This window comes from Streptococcus sp. HF-2466 (assembly GCF_015594645.1).
Classification (GTDB): domain Bacteria; phylum Bacillota; class Bacilli; order Lactobacillales; family Streptococcaceae; genus Streptococcus; species Streptococcus anginosus.
The window spans coordinates 103531-118617 of record NZ_JADNQU010000003.1; the positions used below are offsets into that span (position 1 = coordinate 103531).

Annotated in this window: 16 protein-coding genes; 8 read left to right on the plus strand and 8 right to left on the minus strand. The window is 38.9% G+C overall.

What is annotated here, in order from left to right; genetic code table 11:
- Positions 1 to 2 precede the first annotated feature (2 nt).
- The 3 genes from IYQ91_RS04325 to IYQ91_RS04335 all read right to left on the minus strand — a co-directional run bounded on the left by IYQ91_RS04325 (position 3) and on the right by IYQ91_RS04335 (position 2731).
- Positions 3 to 1118 (minus strand): cysteine desulfurase family protein, encoded by a 1116-nt coding sequence (locus IYQ91_RS04325; protein WP_195673185.1) that lies wholly within the window; start codon positions 1116 to 1118, stop codon positions 3 to 5.
- Between the two features lie 9 nt (positions 1119 to 1127).
- The gene (locus IYQ91_RS04330; protein ID WP_195673212.1) at positions 1128 to 2087 is read right to left on the minus strand and encodes a ribose-phosphate diphosphokinase; all 960 of its coding nucleotides are present in this window, start codon (positions 2085 to 2087) and stop codon (positions 1128 to 1130) included.
- Positions 2088 to 2170: 83 nt separating this feature from the next.
- Positions 2171 to 2731, minus strand: coding sequence for a CYTH domain-containing protein (locus IYQ91_RS04335; protein WP_003024182.1), 561 nt, complete (start codon positions 2729 to 2731; stop codon positions 2171 to 2173).
- Between the two features lie 95 nt (positions 2732 to 2826).
- On the opposite strand from IYQ91_RS04335, the gene IYQ91_RS04340 reads away from it, so the two are divergent.
- From IYQ91_RS04340 to mutY, 5 genes are all read left to right on the plus strand, one after another.
- A complete protein-coding gene (locus tag IYQ91_RS04340; protein ID WP_003024184.1) occupies positions 2827 to 3498 on the plus strand; it encodes a GTP pyrophosphokinase in 672 nt (223 codons plus the stop codon).
- Positions 3482 to 4300 carry an NAD kinase gene (locus IYQ91_RS04345; protein WP_022526149.1) on the plus strand — a complete coding sequence of 273 codons (819 nt, stop codon included), beginning with the start codon at positions 3482 to 3484 and terminating at the stop codon, positions 4298 to 4300. The genes IYQ91_RS04340 and IYQ91_RS04345 overlap by 17 nt, the downstream gene beginning before the upstream one ends.
- The gene (locus tag IYQ91_RS04350; protein WP_106384327.1) at positions 4297 to 5187 is read left to right on the plus strand and encodes an RluA family pseudouridine synthase; all 891 of its coding nucleotides are present in this window, start codon (positions 4297 to 4299) and stop codon (positions 5185 to 5187) included. The genes IYQ91_RS04345 and IYQ91_RS04350 overlap by 4 nt, the downstream gene beginning before the upstream one ends.
- A gap of 10 nt (positions 5188 to 5197) precedes the next feature.
- Positions 5198 to 6175 (plus strand): phosphate acetyltransferase, encoded by a 978-nt coding sequence (gene pta, locus IYQ91_RS04355; protein WP_003029342.1) that lies wholly within the window; start codon positions 5198 to 5200, stop codon positions 6173 to 6175.
- Between the two features lie 66 nt (positions 6176 to 6241).
- Complete coding sequence (gene mutY, locus IYQ91_RS04360) at positions 6242 to 7411, plus strand: A/G-specific adenine glycosylase (protein WP_195673186.1); 1170 nt, start codon at positions 6242 to 6244, stop codon at positions 7409 to 7411.
- Positions 7412 to 7525: 114 nt separating this feature from the next.
- On the opposite strand, the gene IYQ91_RS04365 is transcribed toward mutY, so the two are convergent.
- The 5 genes from IYQ91_RS04365 to IYQ91_RS04385 form a co-directional block, all read right to left on the minus strand.
- The gene (locus IYQ91_RS04365) at positions 7526 to 7873 is read right to left on the minus strand and encodes a thioredoxin (RefSeq protein WP_195673187.1); all 348 of its coding nucleotides are present in this window, start codon (positions 7871 to 7873) and stop codon (positions 7526 to 7528) included.
- Between the two features lie 256 nt (positions 7874 to 8129).
- Complete coding sequence (locus IYQ91_RS04370) at positions 8130 to 9848, minus strand: phospho-sugar mutase (RefSeq protein ID WP_195673188.1); 1719 nt, start codon at positions 9846 to 9848, stop codon at positions 8130 to 8132.
- 178 nt (positions 9849 to 10026) lie between these two features.
- Positions 10027 to 10590, minus strand: coding sequence for an ECF transporter S component (locus IYQ91_RS04375; RefSeq protein ID WP_022526144.1), 564 nt, complete (start codon positions 10588 to 10590; stop codon positions 10027 to 10029).
- A complete protein-coding gene (gene coaC, locus IYQ91_RS04380; RefSeq protein WP_195673189.1) occupies positions 10574 to 11125 on the minus strand; it encodes a phosphopantothenoylcysteine decarboxylase in 552 nt (183 codons plus the stop codon). Before coaC ends, IYQ91_RS04375 begins: the two co-directional genes overlap by 17 nt.
- Positions 11122 to 11814, minus strand: a complete 693-nt coding sequence (locus IYQ91_RS04385) for a phosphopantothenate--cysteine ligase (RefSeq protein ID WP_195673190.1) — start codon at positions 11812 to 11814, stop codon at positions 11122 to 11124. Before IYQ91_RS04385 ends, coaC begins: the two co-directional genes overlap by 4 nt.
- Positions 11815 to 11951: 137 nt before the next feature.
- Between IYQ91_RS04385 and IYQ91_RS04390 the strand changes: the two genes are divergently transcribed.
- From IYQ91_RS04390 to IYQ91_RS04400, 3 genes are all read left to right on the plus strand, one after another.
- Positions 11952 to 13622 (plus strand): formate--tetrahydrofolate ligase, encoded by a 1671-nt coding sequence (locus tag IYQ91_RS04390; RefSeq protein ID WP_195673191.1) that lies wholly within the window; start codon positions 11952 to 11954, stop codon positions 13620 to 13622.
- A gap of 101 nt (positions 13623 to 13723) precedes the next feature.
- Positions 13724 to 14266: a GNAT family N-acetyltransferase gene (locus IYQ91_RS04395; RefSeq protein WP_195673192.1), complete on the plus strand. Its 543-nt coding sequence runs from the start codon at positions 13724 to 13726 to the stop codon at positions 14264 to 14266.
- A 1-nt stretch (position 14267) separates the two neighbouring features.
- Complete coding sequence (locus IYQ91_RS04400; RefSeq protein ID WP_195673193.1) at positions 14268 to 14930, plus strand: DNA alkylation repair protein; 663 nt, start codon at positions 14268 to 14270, stop codon at positions 14928 to 14930.
- Positions 14931 to 15087: the final 157 nt, after the last annotated feature.

Genomic DNA, 15087 nt, shown 5'->3' on the forward strand with positions numbered 1-15087 from the left:
ATTTATCCTCCTAAAATTTCTTTTAATGTTGTAGTAAATTGTCGAACTTCTTCTGAAGTATTTTCCTCCGAGAAACTAATGCGAATAGATTCTCTTAATCGCTTTGAGTCGCTACCATAAAAAGCTTTAAGCACATGACTGGGTTCGATAGCTCCTGCTGTACAAGCAGAGCCAGTTGAGATAGAGATTCCAGCCAAGTCCAAACGCATGAGCAATAAATCGTTAGCCTGATTTAGAAAGCCAAGATTTACGACATAGGGAAGTGTGTGTGAATCATTATTTATATAGTAATGGATTCCGTCAAGTTCAGAGAGAAGTTGCTGTTTCAAACTTTCAACATGTTCCATGTTTTCTTGATGGCAATTGAGGCTCTCTTTTAGAGCCGCAACCATACCGGCAATAGCCGCTAAATTCTCAGTTCCTGCACGTCTTTTATCTTCTTGATCTCCGCCATGTAAAAATTTATCAAATTTCATCTGATTGGCATACAAGAAACCAATGCCTTTAGGACCGTGAAATTTATGAGCCGATGCACTCATGAAGTCAATTCCTAGTTCTTCAGGATACACAGGTAATTTGCCTATAACTTGCACAGCATCCACATGATAAGCAGCGGGATGATGTTTCACAATGTCAGCAATTTCTTTGACTGGAAGCATATAGCCTGTTTCATTATTGGCGTACATGGTTGAGACAAGTATTGTATCTTCTCGAAGGGCTTCTTTTATCTGTTGAGCCGTAATCTCTCCATTTTTAGGTTGGATATAAGTAGCTTCAAAGCCAAATGTATCCACCAGATATTCAATCGTTTCAAGAACCGAATGATGCTCAATAGCAGTAGTAATAATGTGTTTTCCTTGATCCTGATGGGCTAAGGCATATCCTTTTATGGCTGTATTGTTACTTTCTGTCCCACCAGATGTAAAGATGATATGTTGACTATTAGTATGAAGCAGTTCAGCAAGCTCTTGTCGGACTTCGCGAAGAATTTTGCTAGCAGCTCTTCCGTGGCTATGAATGCTAGATGGATTGCCGAAGGTATTTTCCATAACCTGTGTCATAGCAGTAATAGTAGCTTTTGACATGGGAGTTGTTGCTGCATTATCGAAATAAATCAAGATTTCTCCTTATTTCTTTTTATTGTAAGCAAAGAGAGGACTAACTGGCTTTCTTTTATGAATACGAACGATTGCATCTCCGATTAGCTCACTTGCAGTAATATATTGAACATTTTTCGGAGTTTTTTCTTTGGTTGCAACTGAGTCGGTTACTAGAATTTCTTTGATTGGGGCATTGTCTAACTTTTCAGCAGCTCCCTCAACAAATAAACCATGACTAGAAACTGCATAAATCTCTGTTGCACCCTCACGTTCAACGATTTTTGAAGCTTCCGCAAAGGTACGTCCGGTATTTAAAATATCATCAATGAGAATAGCTTTTTTGCTAGCAACATCTCCGATAATGTATCCTTCGTTACGATGAGAATCGTCTTGTGCATAGTCAATAATCGCAATTGGAGCATCTAAATGTTCTGCTAAGCTTCTAGCACGTTTAACACCAGAGTTTTTGGGACTGACCACAACTACGTCCTCGCCAGACAAGCCTTTTTCGCAGTAATGTTTGGCAAAAAGAGGAACGGTGTAAAGGTTATCAACAGGGATATCAAAGAAGCCTTGGACTTGGACAGCATGCAAATCTAGGGTTAGAACACGATCAACTCCTGCCTTAACCAGCATATTCGCTACGAGCTTGGCTGTAATTGGTTCGCGAGGAGCGGCCGTTCGGTCTTGACGAGCATAGCCAAAATATGGCATCACAACATTGACAGAATTAGCGCTGGCGCGATTGCAAGCATCCACCATGATGAGAAGTTCCATCAAATGATTATTGACAGGAAAACTTGTTGATTGAATGATAAATACATCAAAGCCACGCACACTTTCCTCGATGTTTACTTGGATTTCTCCGTCTGAAAATTGACGTGATGAAAGTTTTCCAAGAGGCACATCAGCAGCTTTAGCGATTTTTTCGGCAATATCGTGATTGGAATTTAGTGCAAACAACTTCATCTGTGCTTTATCCGTCAGTATATCCATCATAACTTATTAAGACTCCTTTTGATTTCTACACTCCATTTTATCAAAAAATAAGCAAAATTTCAGCTTTTTATTCATAAGTTTTGAGCAAATCTTGCAACTTTAGGTTTTGCATATTTATAATGGATATGATGAGCCTGTAAAAAGTGATTGAATTGTTCTTTTCCAATTTTAGCATCTGTTACTTCTAGCTCTAATTCGTAGTCTGTTTTGTCAAAATAATGATTTTCATCAAGTGCCATCAAGCCAATAGCAGTCTCTTTTTCATAGCGAATAGTTGTCAAGCTCCCTAGAATCTTTAATTTCTCGAGGTTGATAGCAGCCTGAGTCAGCAGAGTGTGTATTTCTCCTTCAGGTAGCACACATGTATTGATGAGAGTGTGAGACTCTTCTAAAGTGAGAAATTGATTGTATTCCATATTACCGACCTGCTGCGGAATTTTTAAAGTTAATTCGGCACGAGTTTCAAAAGTACGAATCCGAAGTGCCATTTTTGCATCTCGAATTGAAAAGTCGGCTGTGTCAATATAGTAGTTTATCTGCTTGGTAGCTTTTATCTTTGAAAACAGTGGTAACAGCTGTTGGTACTCATTTTTTGTCAGAAGCGTTTTGTATTCAATTTCCAAATGATCCATTTTCCAATCCTTTTCTTTTGTTTGAAAGCGATTTATGTTATAATAAGTATTGTGTTTATTTTATAAAAAATTAAGTAAAATGACAAGGTGAGTGTATGCAATTAGAGTGGGAAGAGTTTCTGGATCCTTATATTCAAGCGGTTGGTGAATTAAAGATCAAACTGCGTGGGATTCGTAAACAGTATCGAAAACAAAAAAAACATTCTCCGATTGAATTTGTAACAGGTCGTGTAAAACCGATAGAAAGTATCAAAGAAAAAATGGCTTTGCGTGGGATTAAAGAGGAAAATCTAGCGCAAGATATGCAAGATATAGCTGGTTTGCGTGTAATGGTTCAATTTGTGGATGACGTAGAAGAAGTTTTGGATGTTTTGCGAAAGCGCCACGACATGCGGATTATCCAGGAGCGAGACTATATTAAAAACCGTAAGGCTAGTGGTTATCGAAGCTACCATGTCATTATTGAATATCCTGTTGATACAATTAATGGCAATAAAATCATTTTAGCAGAAATTCAAATTCGTACTCTGTCCATGAATTTTTGGGCAACGATTGAACATTCTCTGAATTATAAGTATAAAGGAGAATTTCCAGATGAGATTAAGAAACGTTTGGAAATTACAGCAAAAATCGCCTATCAATTAGACGAAGAAATGGGAAAAATTCGCGATGATATTCAAGAGGCACAAGCTTTATTTGACCCAATTAGTCGTAAATTAAATGATGGCGTAGGAAATAGTGACGATACAGATGAAGAATACAGGTAAAAGAATAGGGATTATCAGTAATCGCAGACGGCAAAGTCAAGAACTTTGTCGCCAATTAAAACAAAAATTAAAGCAAAATCATTTTATTTTGAATGATAATAATCCTGATATTGTCATTTCAATCGGTGGCGACGGGATGCTTTTGTCAGCCTTTCACAAATATGAAGATCAGCTAGACAAAGTTCGCTTTGTTGGTGTTCACACAGGACATTTGGGCTTTTATACAGATTATCGAGATTTTGAGTTGGACAAACTAATTGATAATTTAAAATTAGATACGGGCGCAAAGGTGTCCTATCCGATTTTAAATGTTAAAATTTTCCATGGAAATAATGAAATTTGTATAAAGCGTGCATTAAACGAAGCGACAGTCAAGCGTTCTGGACGAACAATGGTCGCTGATATCATTATCAATCAAGTGCATTTTGAGCGCTTTCGTGGTGATGGCATTTCAGTATCAACGCCGACAGGAAGCACAGCTTACAATAAATCGTTGGGCGGAGCTGTTCTCCACCCAACCATCGAAGCTCTTCAGATTGCAGAAGTTGCAAGCTTGAACAATCGTGTGTTTCGGACTTTGGGCTCCTCAATTATCGTTCCTAAGAAAGATAAAATTGAAATTGTGCCGACTTGGAATGATCGACATGCAATTTCGATTGACAATCAAAATTTTATGATTAACAATATTTCTAAAATTGAATTTCAAATTGATCAACATAAGATTAACTTTCTTGCTACACCGAGTCATACTAGTTTTTGGAATCGTGTCAAAGATGCCTTTATCGGCGAGGTGGAGGAATGAGGTTTGAATTTATCGCAGATGAGCATGTGAAAGTCAAAACCTTTCTAAAAAAACAGGAAATTTCCAAAAGTTTACTTGCAAAAATTAAGTTTTCTGGTGGGGATATTCAGGTAAATGGCAAAAAGCAAAATGCCATTTATTTGTTAGATATTGGCGACAAAGTTGCCGTCGATATTCCTGCAGAAGAAGGTTTTGGCAGTTTGCAAGCGGTAGAGAAAGATTTAGAAATTGTCTACGAAGATGCACATTTTTTGATTTTGAACAAGCCAGCAGGCGTGGCCAGCATTCCTAGTGTGAATCATTCCAATACAATGGCCAATTTTGTGAAGGCTTATTATATTGCAAATCATTATGAAAATCAGCAGATTCATATTGTGACTCGTTTAGACCGTGATACGAGTGGTCTGATGTTGTTTGCAAAGCACGGTTATGCTCATGCAAGATTAGATAAACAATTGCAAAAGAAAGTCATTGAGAAGCATTATTATGCTTTGGTCAAGGGTTCGGCACCGTTAAAGCCAGAAGGAGATATTATTGCTCCCATAGCGCGTGAAGATAGTAGTATCATTACTCGCTGTGTGGCAAAAAATGGAAAATATGCTCATACGAGTTATAAAGTTTTAGCGCAGTATGATGATATTTATCTCGTGGATATTCATCTTCATACAGGACGAACACACCAGATTAGGGTTCATTTTTCTTATATTGGTTTTCCGCTCTTGGGAGATGACTTATATGGTGGAAGCATGACTGACGGAATAACGCGACAAGCGCTTCATTGTCATTCATTGCGTTTTTACAATCCATTCCATGAGGAAGTTGTGAATAAATCAAGTCCTTTTCCGGAAGACTTTCAAACAGTCATTCAAAAATTAAGCAATAATTAAGGAGTAAAACATGAAAATTTTTGAAACAATTCGTGAAACATTGCAAGACAAAGAAGTGAAGATTGTCTTACCAGAAGGTGAAGAACCACGTATTCTTCAAGCTACTAAACGTTTGGTAAAGGAAACAAGTATCACACCTGTTTTATTGGGAAATCCTGAAAAAATTCGTATTTACCTTGAAATTGAAGGTGTGACAGAAGGTTATGAAGTCATTGACCCTCAAAATTGTTCATGCTTTGAAGAAATGGTTGCAGCTTTTGTAGAACGCCGTAAAGGAAAAATCACAGAAGACGAAGCGCGTAAATTATTGAAAGAGGACGTCAATTATTTTGGTGTCATGCTTGTTTATCTTGGTAAAGTACAAGGTATGGTTTCTGGTGCGATTCATTCTACAGCAAGCACGGTTCGCCCAGCTCTTCAAATTATCAAAACACTTCCTTGGGTTTCTCGCACATCTGGTGCCTTTCTCATGGTTCGCGGTGATGAACGCTATGTTTTCAGTGATTGTGCAATCAATATTGATCCAGATGCTAAAACATTAGCAGAAATTGCTATTAACTCTGCCTTGACCGCGCAAATCTTTGATATTGACCCTAAAGTGGCGATGCTGAGTTATTCAACTAAAGGTTCTGGATTTGGTGAAAAGGTTGATAAAGTCGTCGAAGCAACGAAACTTGCGCAAGAAATGCGACCAGATCTTGCTATTGATGGAGAATTACAGTTTGATGCGGCATTTGTACCTAAAACAGCAGAGTTAAAAGCTCCTGGCAGCAATGTAGCTGGTCAAGCGACTGTCTTTGTATTTCCTGGTATCGAAGCTGGAAATATTAGCTATAAAATGGCAGAGCGCCTCGGTGGCTTTTCAGCAGTCGGTCCTATTTTGCAAGGATTGAATCATCCAGTAAACGACCTTTCACGTGGATGCAACGCTGATGATGTTTATAAATTAACATTGATTACTGCCAGTCAAGCAGTTGGTCATTATTAGAAAGCCAAGACAGAATCCAGAATTCAAGTTCTGGGTTCTCTTTTTATTTTGTGTTATACTAAAGTTATGTTAGATTTGAAAAAATATGGAATTGAGATGTGGGAGGATGAAAAAATTGTCTCCTTTCGCCAAAAATTATTAGCTTGGTATGATGAGAATAAACGTGATTTGCCTTGGCGGAGAAGCAGTAATCCTTATCATATCTGGATTTCAGAAATTATGCTTCAGCAAACACGGGTAGATACGGTTATTCCTTACTATGAGCGCTTTTTAGCTTGGTTTCCGACAATCAAAGATTTAGCAATGGCTTCAGAAGAACGTTTGCTTAAAGCTTGGGAGGGGCTAGGTTACTACTCGCGAGTACGCAATATGCAACAGGCTGCTCAGCAGATTATGACAGATTTTAGTGGCGAGTTTCCTCACACTTACGAGGAGATTTCTAGTCTGAAAGGAATTGGTCCTTATACAGCAGGAGCTATTGCAAGTATTGCTTTTGGCTTGCCTGAGCCAGCGGTTGATGGGAATGTTATGCGGGTCCTGAGCCGTTTATTTGAGGTGAATTTGGATATTGGTGTCCCTGCTAACCGAAAGGTTTTTCAAGCGATGATGGAAATTCTGATTGACCCCCAAAGACCGGGAGATTTTAACCAAGCTTTGATGGATTTAGGCTCAGATATTGAAGCACCTATCAACCCTAGACCTGATGACAGTCCAGTAAGGGAATTTAGCGCTGCTTACTTACATGGAACAATGGATAGATACCCTATCAAAGCTCCTAAGAAAAAACCAGTTCCAGTTTATTTGTATGGTTTGATTATCCAGAATAATCAAGGAGAATTTCTTTTAGAGAAAAATGAAACAAGCAGTCTTTTATCAGGATTTTGGCACTTTCCTTTGATTGAAGTGGAAGAATTTCCGGACGGTGAACAGTTATCCTTTTTTGAAGTGGCAGAAAATCAAGTTGCATTTGAATTATCTCCGCAAGAAAGCTTTGAGCAGGATTATGATGTGGTAGTGAATTGGCAGGAGCAAGCTTTTCCGACAATTCAACATGTGTTCAGTCATCGCAAGTGGCAGATTCGTTTGCTTTACGGTCGAGTAGCAAATGTTACAAAATATCAAAAAGAGGAACAAGTTCTGTGGCTGCATCCTGATGACTTTACCGACTATCCGTTTGCGAAACCTCAGCAGAAGATGTGGCAAACCTTTCAGGAAGGTAAATTAAAAGGAAATTAAATGTTAAGAGGCAGGGATAATATGCTCCCTGCCTCGCTTTGTGATTGTAAAAGCCACTGTCTAGTTGGTTTATAATATGCTGTGAAGTTAGTGATTTATCTCAGCTTCATTTTTTTATAAGTTAGCGAATGACTTGATTTCCTCAGCCGTCATAGAAGAGTCACAACGGACAGCTACTTGGCCATTCTCTATGTGTAGGAAACCTGGTACAGTTGGGATTCCGTATTCGGAACGGAAAGCTTGGAGCTCTTCCAGTTCACTAGGTTCCTCACTATTGATAAAGAAAATATGTGCTTGGGTTTCAGCGACAACACTAGCTAGCGTAATGGCGAATTTACGACAGTAAGGGCACGTTTTACGCCCAATGAAAAAAGTTGCGTTTTCTTTATTTGCAATGGCTTGTCGGGCACGTTCAACAGTCGTGACTTCTAAATCTTTGATATCTTGTGTAAATTTATCCATAAAATAACCTCATTTCTTTTGTTCATTCTAGTATGCCACAAATAGGAAAATAATGCAGAGATTTGAAATGAAATGTAAAATATTGAAAGAGAAGTGAAACAGGACAACAGTCTGCTAGACTGTTTGAAGTTGTAAACAGAGAAAATATTATTTTCTATTATAAAAGCAGTTCGAGCCTGAGATATTATTGTCCCAGACTCGAAGTTTGAATATTGTAGAAGTTAGACTGAGAAATCAAAACCTTTTTACTTTTTGCTTATTTTACAAAATCATTGATTTCTGCTTCAATTTTAGCAAGTTTTGCTTGAGCGTCTTGGCTGGAATCTCCGACAACAGCAATGTAGAATTTGATTTTTGGTTCAGTTCCTGAAGGACGTACAGCAATCCATGAACCATCAGTAAGTGTGTATTTTAATACATCGCTTGGTGGAGTTGTTAATTTCGTTACATTGCCGTCAGAATCGGTAGCGGTTTGTGCTTTGAAATCTTCTGTGACTGTAATAGCAGTAGCGTTGAATTCTTTCGGTGCATTGTCACGGAACTTGCTCATAATAGCTTTGATTTGTTCAGCGCCATCAACACCAGACAAAGTAACTGAAATCGTCTTTTCAGCATAATAACCATATTCTTTGTAGATTTCTTCAATTCCGTCTGCAAGAGTTAAGCCGCGAGAACGGTAGTAGGCAGCTAATTCTGCAACAACCAATACAGCTTGGATAGCATCTTTGTCACGCACAAATGGTTTAATCAAGTAGCCAAAGCTTTCTTCAAAGCCCATCATGTAAGTGTGATTGTGTTTTTCTTCAAATTCTTGAATCTTTTCAGCGATAAATTTGAAACCAGTTAAGACGTTAAACATGGTAGCGCCGTAGCTTTCAGCAATCTTGGTCACAAGATCGGTAGACACAATGGATTTGCAAAGTGCTGCATTGGCAGGAAGTGTTCCAGCAGTCTTGTGCGCTTCAAGGATATACTTAGCCATAATCGCACCGATTTGATTTCCTGAAAGATTGCGGTAGCTACCGTCTTTTTGGAGAACTTCAACACCCACACGGTCAGCATCTGGGTCCGTTGCGACAAGAACATCCGCACCAACTTTACGTCCCAATTCTTCAGCAAGAGCGAAAGCAGCTTGGTTTTCTGGATTTGGTGATTTGACAGTGGAGAAGTCTGGATCTGGCACGCATTGAGCTTCAACAACCTGAACAGAATCAAAACCAGCTTGGGCAAATGCTCGACGTGCTAACATTTCACCTGTACCGTGAAGCGGAGTGTAGACGATTTTCATGTCTTTTCCATATTCATCAATCAATTGTTGGTTGATGTTGACGTCTTTAACTTCCTTGAGATATTCGGCATCAATAGTTTCACCAATAACTTCAATCAAACCAGAAGCTTTTTCGGCTTCAACATCAGCTACTTCAATAGTAAATGGATTTTCAATGGCACGAATATAAGCTGTTAGAGCATCAGCATCATGAGGCGGCATTTGACCACCATCTTCGCCATAAACTTTATAGCCATTAAATGGAGCAGGGTTGTGGCTGGCAGTAATCATAATTCCAGCAAAAGTTCCTAAATGGCGAACCGCAAATGACAGTTCTGGTGTTGGACGGAGACTTTCAAATACATAAGATTTAATGCCATGTTTTGCTAAAACAGCAGCAGATTCAAAGGCGAATTCTGGAGAGAAGTGACGAGAGTCATAAGCGATAGCGACACCGCGTTTTTTGAAATCTTCACCTTTTTCATCAATCAAACGTGCTAAACCTTCAGTTGCCTGACGAACGACATAAATATTGATACGATTCGTACCTGCACCAATCAAGCCACGCATACCAGCAGTACCAAATTCAAGATTGGTATAAAAAGCATCTTCTTTTGTCTTTTCGTCCATCGAATCCAATTCTTTACGAAGGTAGTCTGGAAGTTCTGCAAAATCAAGCCATTTTTTGAAATTTTCTTGGTAAGTCATTACGAAATCTCCTTTTTAAAATAGGGAAGCTTATGAAAAATCAGTGAAAACAGGAAATATCATTACCTATTTAATAAAGGAGCGAGCACATCCAGTTTTCTCAATTTTTCAGCTTTCTGCATTGTTTAACCGTTTTCATTATAGCATTTTTTCATAAAAAAATCACGATTTCACGTGATTATTTTCTAACTTTTTCAAGGGCTGGAATAATGGTAACCGTCAGAACCGCAGAAATAATCATTTCAGCAATGGAATTGGTTGAAATGACAGAAGCAAGCAGTAGTTGAATGTTCCCGTTATATACTTTGGAGAATAGTAGGAAAATCCCTCCTAAAACAAAAATAGTATTTGTCAATGAACCGACTGTTCCAGCTAAGATAAGTCCGGTCTTATTTTTAAGATATTTATAAACAAAATAAGGAGTAATTCCGATTAAGATTCGCGGAACGAGGGCAATGATGAGCGAATAAATATTCCCATTAGGGACAAACGGGCTAAACAAGTAACTGGTTGGCAAGAGAACAAGTGTGTTCGTAACCAGACTAATGATACCCATTAGCGCCCCTAAAATAGCGCCTACCTTTGGTCCATATAAAATACTTGCAATAATAACGGGAATGTGGACAATCGTTGGTTTGATTGGGACGGGAAAAAGGTTAAATATTACTGAACTCAATAGATGAATGACGAGCATAATCGCAAAAAAGATAGCAATTTGAGCAATATTAGATTGTTTCTTCATAAATCATTTCCTTTACTTTTTTTATAATTGTTTTTACAGAAGCAAGGGCGCCAATTCCGTGGTCACCACAGGCTAGGACGGTTTCTCTAGGCTGAATAATTTGCCAGCCGTATTTTTCTAGTTTAGATAGATTTTCTTGAGTGATTGGATTTTCATACATTTTGGTATTCATAGCTGGGGCTAATACCTTTTTGGCTGTTGATGGCAGAGCAAGTGCGGTACTGGTTATCATATTGTCTGCAAAGCCATTAGCTAATTTAGCGATCGTATTGGCGGAAGCAGGTGCAACTAAGAAAAGATCCGTTTGCTTGGCAATTTCAATATGATTGACCTTGTTTGGCGCAGGCTCCTCCATGACATCTGTATGCACTAAATTTTTCGACAATACCTGCAAAGTCAGCGGTGTAATGAAATTTGTAGCTGCTTGAGACATCAGAACAGTTACCTTTTGATTGTCTTTTGTCAATTGACTGGTCAAGTCAGCAGCTTTATATGCGGCAATGCTTCCTGTGACGGCTAAAGTAATATGTTTCATAAATTGTCCTTTGTGTGAATGTGTGTTACGAGTTGTTGAGCGATTTCCTCTTTTGTGTTGGCTTCTATGACAGAATTTTCTTTGACTAAGTAAGCATGATGTTGATTATTGGAAATATCATACAAGTCATTTGCTACAATTATTTCAGCTTGATTTTTAGCAAGACTGGCACGAGCAACTGTCAGTAATTCTTCTTTAGAAACACCAACTAAAAGTTTAAAACCAATTAGACGGATATTTGGATTCCAATTTTTTACTCGACTGATAATTTTCGGTGTTTGCTTGAGAAAGAGCACTTGATATTCATCTTTTGATGAAATCTTCCCTTGTACGTTTGTTTTGTTCAAAAATTCTGTTAAATCCTGTGAAGCAGTGATTTGGTCAAATCCTGCCATATAAATAGGGGTATAGTCAGAGACAGCCATTGAATGAATCAAAACGTCATGAGTTTTGACCAAAGGCTGCATTGTTTCCAGCAAATCTTGTACATTTTCAATGATTTGAATAGTTAGATTTGGATGAGCAGCAGGTTTGACAGCATTCTGTGTAGTGACTAATGTAACTTGATCGCCTTGTGCTAAAAAACTCTCCGCAATAAGAGCACCAAGCTTTCCTGTTGAGTGATTCGTAATAGAACGAACTTGATCGATTTTTTCGCTCGTTCCGCCAGAAGTAATCAATAGTTTCATAACTAAATTTTACACAAAAAAAGTTAATTCGTAAATAGAAAAGACTTTTCCGAACGTTTTTGAGAATTTTAGCTTTGAAAGTGTTTGTTTTCTTTATTTTTTGGTATAATAATCCTATCAAAACTGGAGGATTCCAAATGAAAACGGATATAGAAATTGCTCAGAGTGTTGACTTGCAGCCGATTGCTGATGTAGTGAAGAAAGTTGGAATTGATTATGACGATTTGGAGCTTTACGGTAAATACAAGGCTAAATTGTCTTTTAATAAGATTCAGGAATTACAAAAGAAGCCAGTTGGTAAGTTGATTCTGGTAACAGCCATCAACCCAACACCGGCCGGCGAAGGAAAATCAACTATTACTATTGGCTTGGCAGATGCTCTCAGCAAAATTGGAAAGAAAACCATGATTGCGATTCGTGAACCGTCTCTTGGACCAGTTATGGGAATCAAAGGCGGAGCCGCTGGAGGTGGTTATGCACAGGTTCTACCAATGGAAGACATCAATTTGCATTTCACAGGAGATATGCATGCGATTACCACTGCCAACAATGCCCTTTCTGCTTTGATTGATAATCATTTACATCAAGGAAATGCTCTAGGAATTGACCAACGTCGCATTATCTGGAAGCGCGTGGTAGATCTGAATGACCGTGCTTTGCGGCATGTGACCGTCGGTCTGGGCAGTCCGGTTAATGGAATTCCGCGGGAAGATGGTTTTGATATTACGGTTGCATCTGAAATCATGGCTATTCTCTGTTTAGCGACAAGTATTGAAGACTTGAAAGAACGTCTAGCTAATATCGTTATTGGTTATCGTTATGATCGGACGCCTGTTTATGTTCGAGATTTGGAAGTAGAAGGGGCTCTTGCTCTCATCTTGAAAGACGCTATAAAGCCCAATCTAGTACAGACTATTTATGGAACCCCTGCCTTTGTTCACGGTGGACCGTTTGCAAATATCGCCCATGGCTGTAATTCTGTTCTGGCGACAACAACAGCTCTGCATTTGGCGGACTACACAGTGACTGAAGCTGGTTTTGGTGCGGATCTAGGGGCTGAGAAATTCCTAGATATCAAAACGCCAAATCTGACGACTGCTCCAGATGTAGTGGTTATTGTTGCAACTCTTAGAGCACTGAAAATGAACGGTGGTGTTGCTAAAGAAGAGCTGACAACTGAGAATGTTGAAGCGGTTAAAGCAGGTTTTGCCAACCTCAAGCGCCACGTGGAAAATATCCGTAAATTTGGTGTTCCGGTCGTGGTGGCTATCAATGAATTTGTGACGGACACCCAAGCTGAAATTGCCGTTTTCAAGGAACTTTGCGCAGAGATTGATGTTCCTGTGGAATTGGCTAGTGTTTGGGCAGACGGAGCTGACGGTGGTCTAGCTCTTGCCGAAACTGTGGTTAAAACAATTGAAACTAGACCTGCTAACTACACTCGACTTTACGATAATAATCTGACAGTTGAAGAAAAAATTGAGAAAATTGTCAAGGAAATCTATCGCGGAACAAAAGTCAATTTTGAAAAGAAAGCAAAAACTCAAATTTCTCAAATTGTCAAGAATGGCTGGGATAAGTTGCCAATTTGTATGGCCAAGACCCAATACAGTTTTTCAGATAATCCAACGCTTCTGGGAGCGCCAGAAGATTTTGAAATCACGATTCGTGAAGTCGTTCCAAAACTAGGTGCAGGCTTTATTGTCGCCTTAACCGGTGATGTTATGACCATGCCTGGTCTGCCAAAACGCCCGGCAGCCCTCAATATGGATGTTGCACCAGATGGTACAGCTATTGGGCTATTTTAAAACGAAAAAGGTTCGAGAGAGCCTTTTCTTTTTGAATTTGGTAAAATGTGCGTAGGTGTATATACTTTACATAGAAAAGTTGAACGAAAGGAATGGTTAGGATGAACATCAGATTAGCTCATAAAAACGATGCTGCTGCTCTCATTGCTATTTACGCACCCTATGTGGAGAAAACAGCCATTACTTTTGAGTATGATGTTCCGTCGGTGGAGGAATTTTCTGGTCGGATTGAGAAGACCTTGGAAAGGCATCCTTATTTGGTGGCCGAAGAAGAGGGAGTCATTCTGGGCTATGCCTATGGTTCGACCTACTACGGGCGCAGCGCTTATGACTGGGCTGTTGAACTGTCGGTCTATGTAGCTGATGAGAATCGCGGCAGAGGGATTGGGAGGCAGCTTTATGACAAATTGGAAGAAATTCTTGAACAGCAAGGTTTTGTTCATTTTCTAGCTTGTATTGCTCTGCCGAATGATGCCAGTATTTCTTTCCATAAAAAATGTGGTTATCAGCAAGTAGCGTATTTCCCAAAAATCGGATATAAATTTGACTGCTGGCATGACACAGTTTGGTTGCAGAAGAGTTTAGATAAACCAGCAAGACCAATTAAATTATTCAAAGATATGAATGTTGAAAGTGAATGGTAATATGAAAGTAGAAGATATTTTCCAAGAATTAAAAGAAGTAGCAAATCCTGAAGATGCTATTCACATGAAAGCATATATGAAAGACCAATTTGAGTTTTTAGGAGTTAAAACACCTGTTAGACGCCAAGTTTCTAAGATATTTTTTAAGAAAAATCACAAGTCTACGATAGATTGGGAATTTGTCAATCAGGCTTGGGAGAACCCCTATCGTGAAATGCAATATGCGGTGCTGGATTATTTGCAATTGAAACAAAAAGCTTTGAAACCAAGCGATTTGCTAAAGATAAAGAAATTAGCACAAACAAAGCCATGGTGGGACACCATTGACTTTTTGTGCCGCTCAGTAGGCTTTATTTGCCTGCACTATCCTGAGACAAAGAAATTTGTGTTGGAGTGGAGCAGGGATGAAGATTTTTGGCTGCGGCGCCTTGCCATTGAACATCAATTGCTTCAAAAAGAAGAAACGGATGTCCAGCTGCTGGAGCAAATCCTGATTAATAATCTTAATCAGACCGATTTTTTCATCAATAAGGCCATTGGTTGGGCACTTCGGGACTACTCCAAGACCAATCCCGACTGGGTGCTGGAGTTTATCGAAAAATACAAGGATAAACTGAGCAAACTCAGTATTAAAGAAGGAAGCAAGTACTTGTTAGAACGATAGACGATTGGGTCTTCTCGTTTATCTTTTCCCTCCGCATCCATTAACAATTGAAATCATTTTGAATCAAAAGATAAAACATATCAGACAAATATCAATCAATAAACAAAAAAACTGAACCAATCCTCTAGGATAACTCTCCTAAGGGGAATTGATTCAG

What these genes read in the sequence shown, in the direction of transcription:
- IYQ91_RS04335 (WP_003024182.1), bottom strand. Translation starts at nt 2,731, where the DNA reads ATGGATCATTTGGAAATTGAATACAAAACGCTTCTGACAAAAAATGAG.
- IYQ91_RS04340 (WP_003024184.1), top strand. Translation starts at nt 2,827, where the DNA reads ATGCAATTAGAGTGGGAAGAGTTTCTGGATCCTTATATTCAAGCGGTT.
- IYQ91_RS04345 (WP_022526149.1), top strand. Translation starts at nt 3,482, where the DNA reads ATGAAGAATACAGGTAAAAGAATAGGGATTATCAGTAATCGCAGACGG.
- IYQ91_RS04350 (WP_106384327.1), top strand. Translation starts at nt 4,297, where the DNA reads ATGAGGTTTGAATTTATCGCAGATGAGCATGTGAAAGTCAAAACCTTT.
- pta (WP_003029342.1), top strand. Translation starts at nt 5,198, where the DNA reads ATGAAAATTTTTGAAACAATTCGTGAAACATTGCAAGACAAAGAAGTG.
- mutY (WP_195673186.1), top strand. Translation starts at nt 6,242, where the DNA reads ATGTTAGATTTGAAAAAATATGGAATTGAGATGTGGGAGGATGAAAAA.
- IYQ91_RS04365 (WP_195673187.1), bottom strand. Translation starts at nt 7,873, where the DNA reads ATGGATAAATTTACACAAGATATCAAAGATTTAGAAGTCACGACTGTT.
- IYQ91_RS04370 (WP_195673188.1), bottom strand. Translation starts at nt 9,848, where the DNA reads ATGACTTACCAAGAAAATTTCAAAAAATGGCTTGATTTTGCAGAACTT.
- IYQ91_RS04375 (WP_022526144.1), bottom strand. Translation starts at nt 10,590, where the DNA reads ATGAAGAAACAATCTAATATTGCTCAAATTGCTATCTTTTTTGCGATT.
- coaC (WP_195673189.1), bottom strand. Translation starts at nt 11,125, where the DNA reads ATGAAACATATTACTTTAGCCGTCACAGGAAGCATTGCCGCATATAAA.
- IYQ91_RS04385 (WP_195673190.1), bottom strand. Translation starts at nt 11,814, where the DNA reads ATGAAACTATTGATTACTTCTGGCGGAACGAGCGAAAAAATCGATCAA.
- IYQ91_RS04390 (WP_195673191.1), top strand. Translation starts at nt 11,952, where the DNA reads ATGAAAACGGATATAGAAATTGCTCAGAGTGTTGACTTGCAGCCGATT.
- IYQ91_RS04395 (WP_195673192.1), top strand. Translation starts at nt 13,724, where the DNA reads ATGAACATCAGATTAGCTCATAAAAACGATGCTGCTGCTCTCATTGCT.
- IYQ91_RS04400 (WP_195673193.1), top strand. Translation starts at nt 14,268, where the DNA reads ATGAAAGTAGAAGATATTTTCCAAGAATTAAAAGAAGTAGCAAATCCT.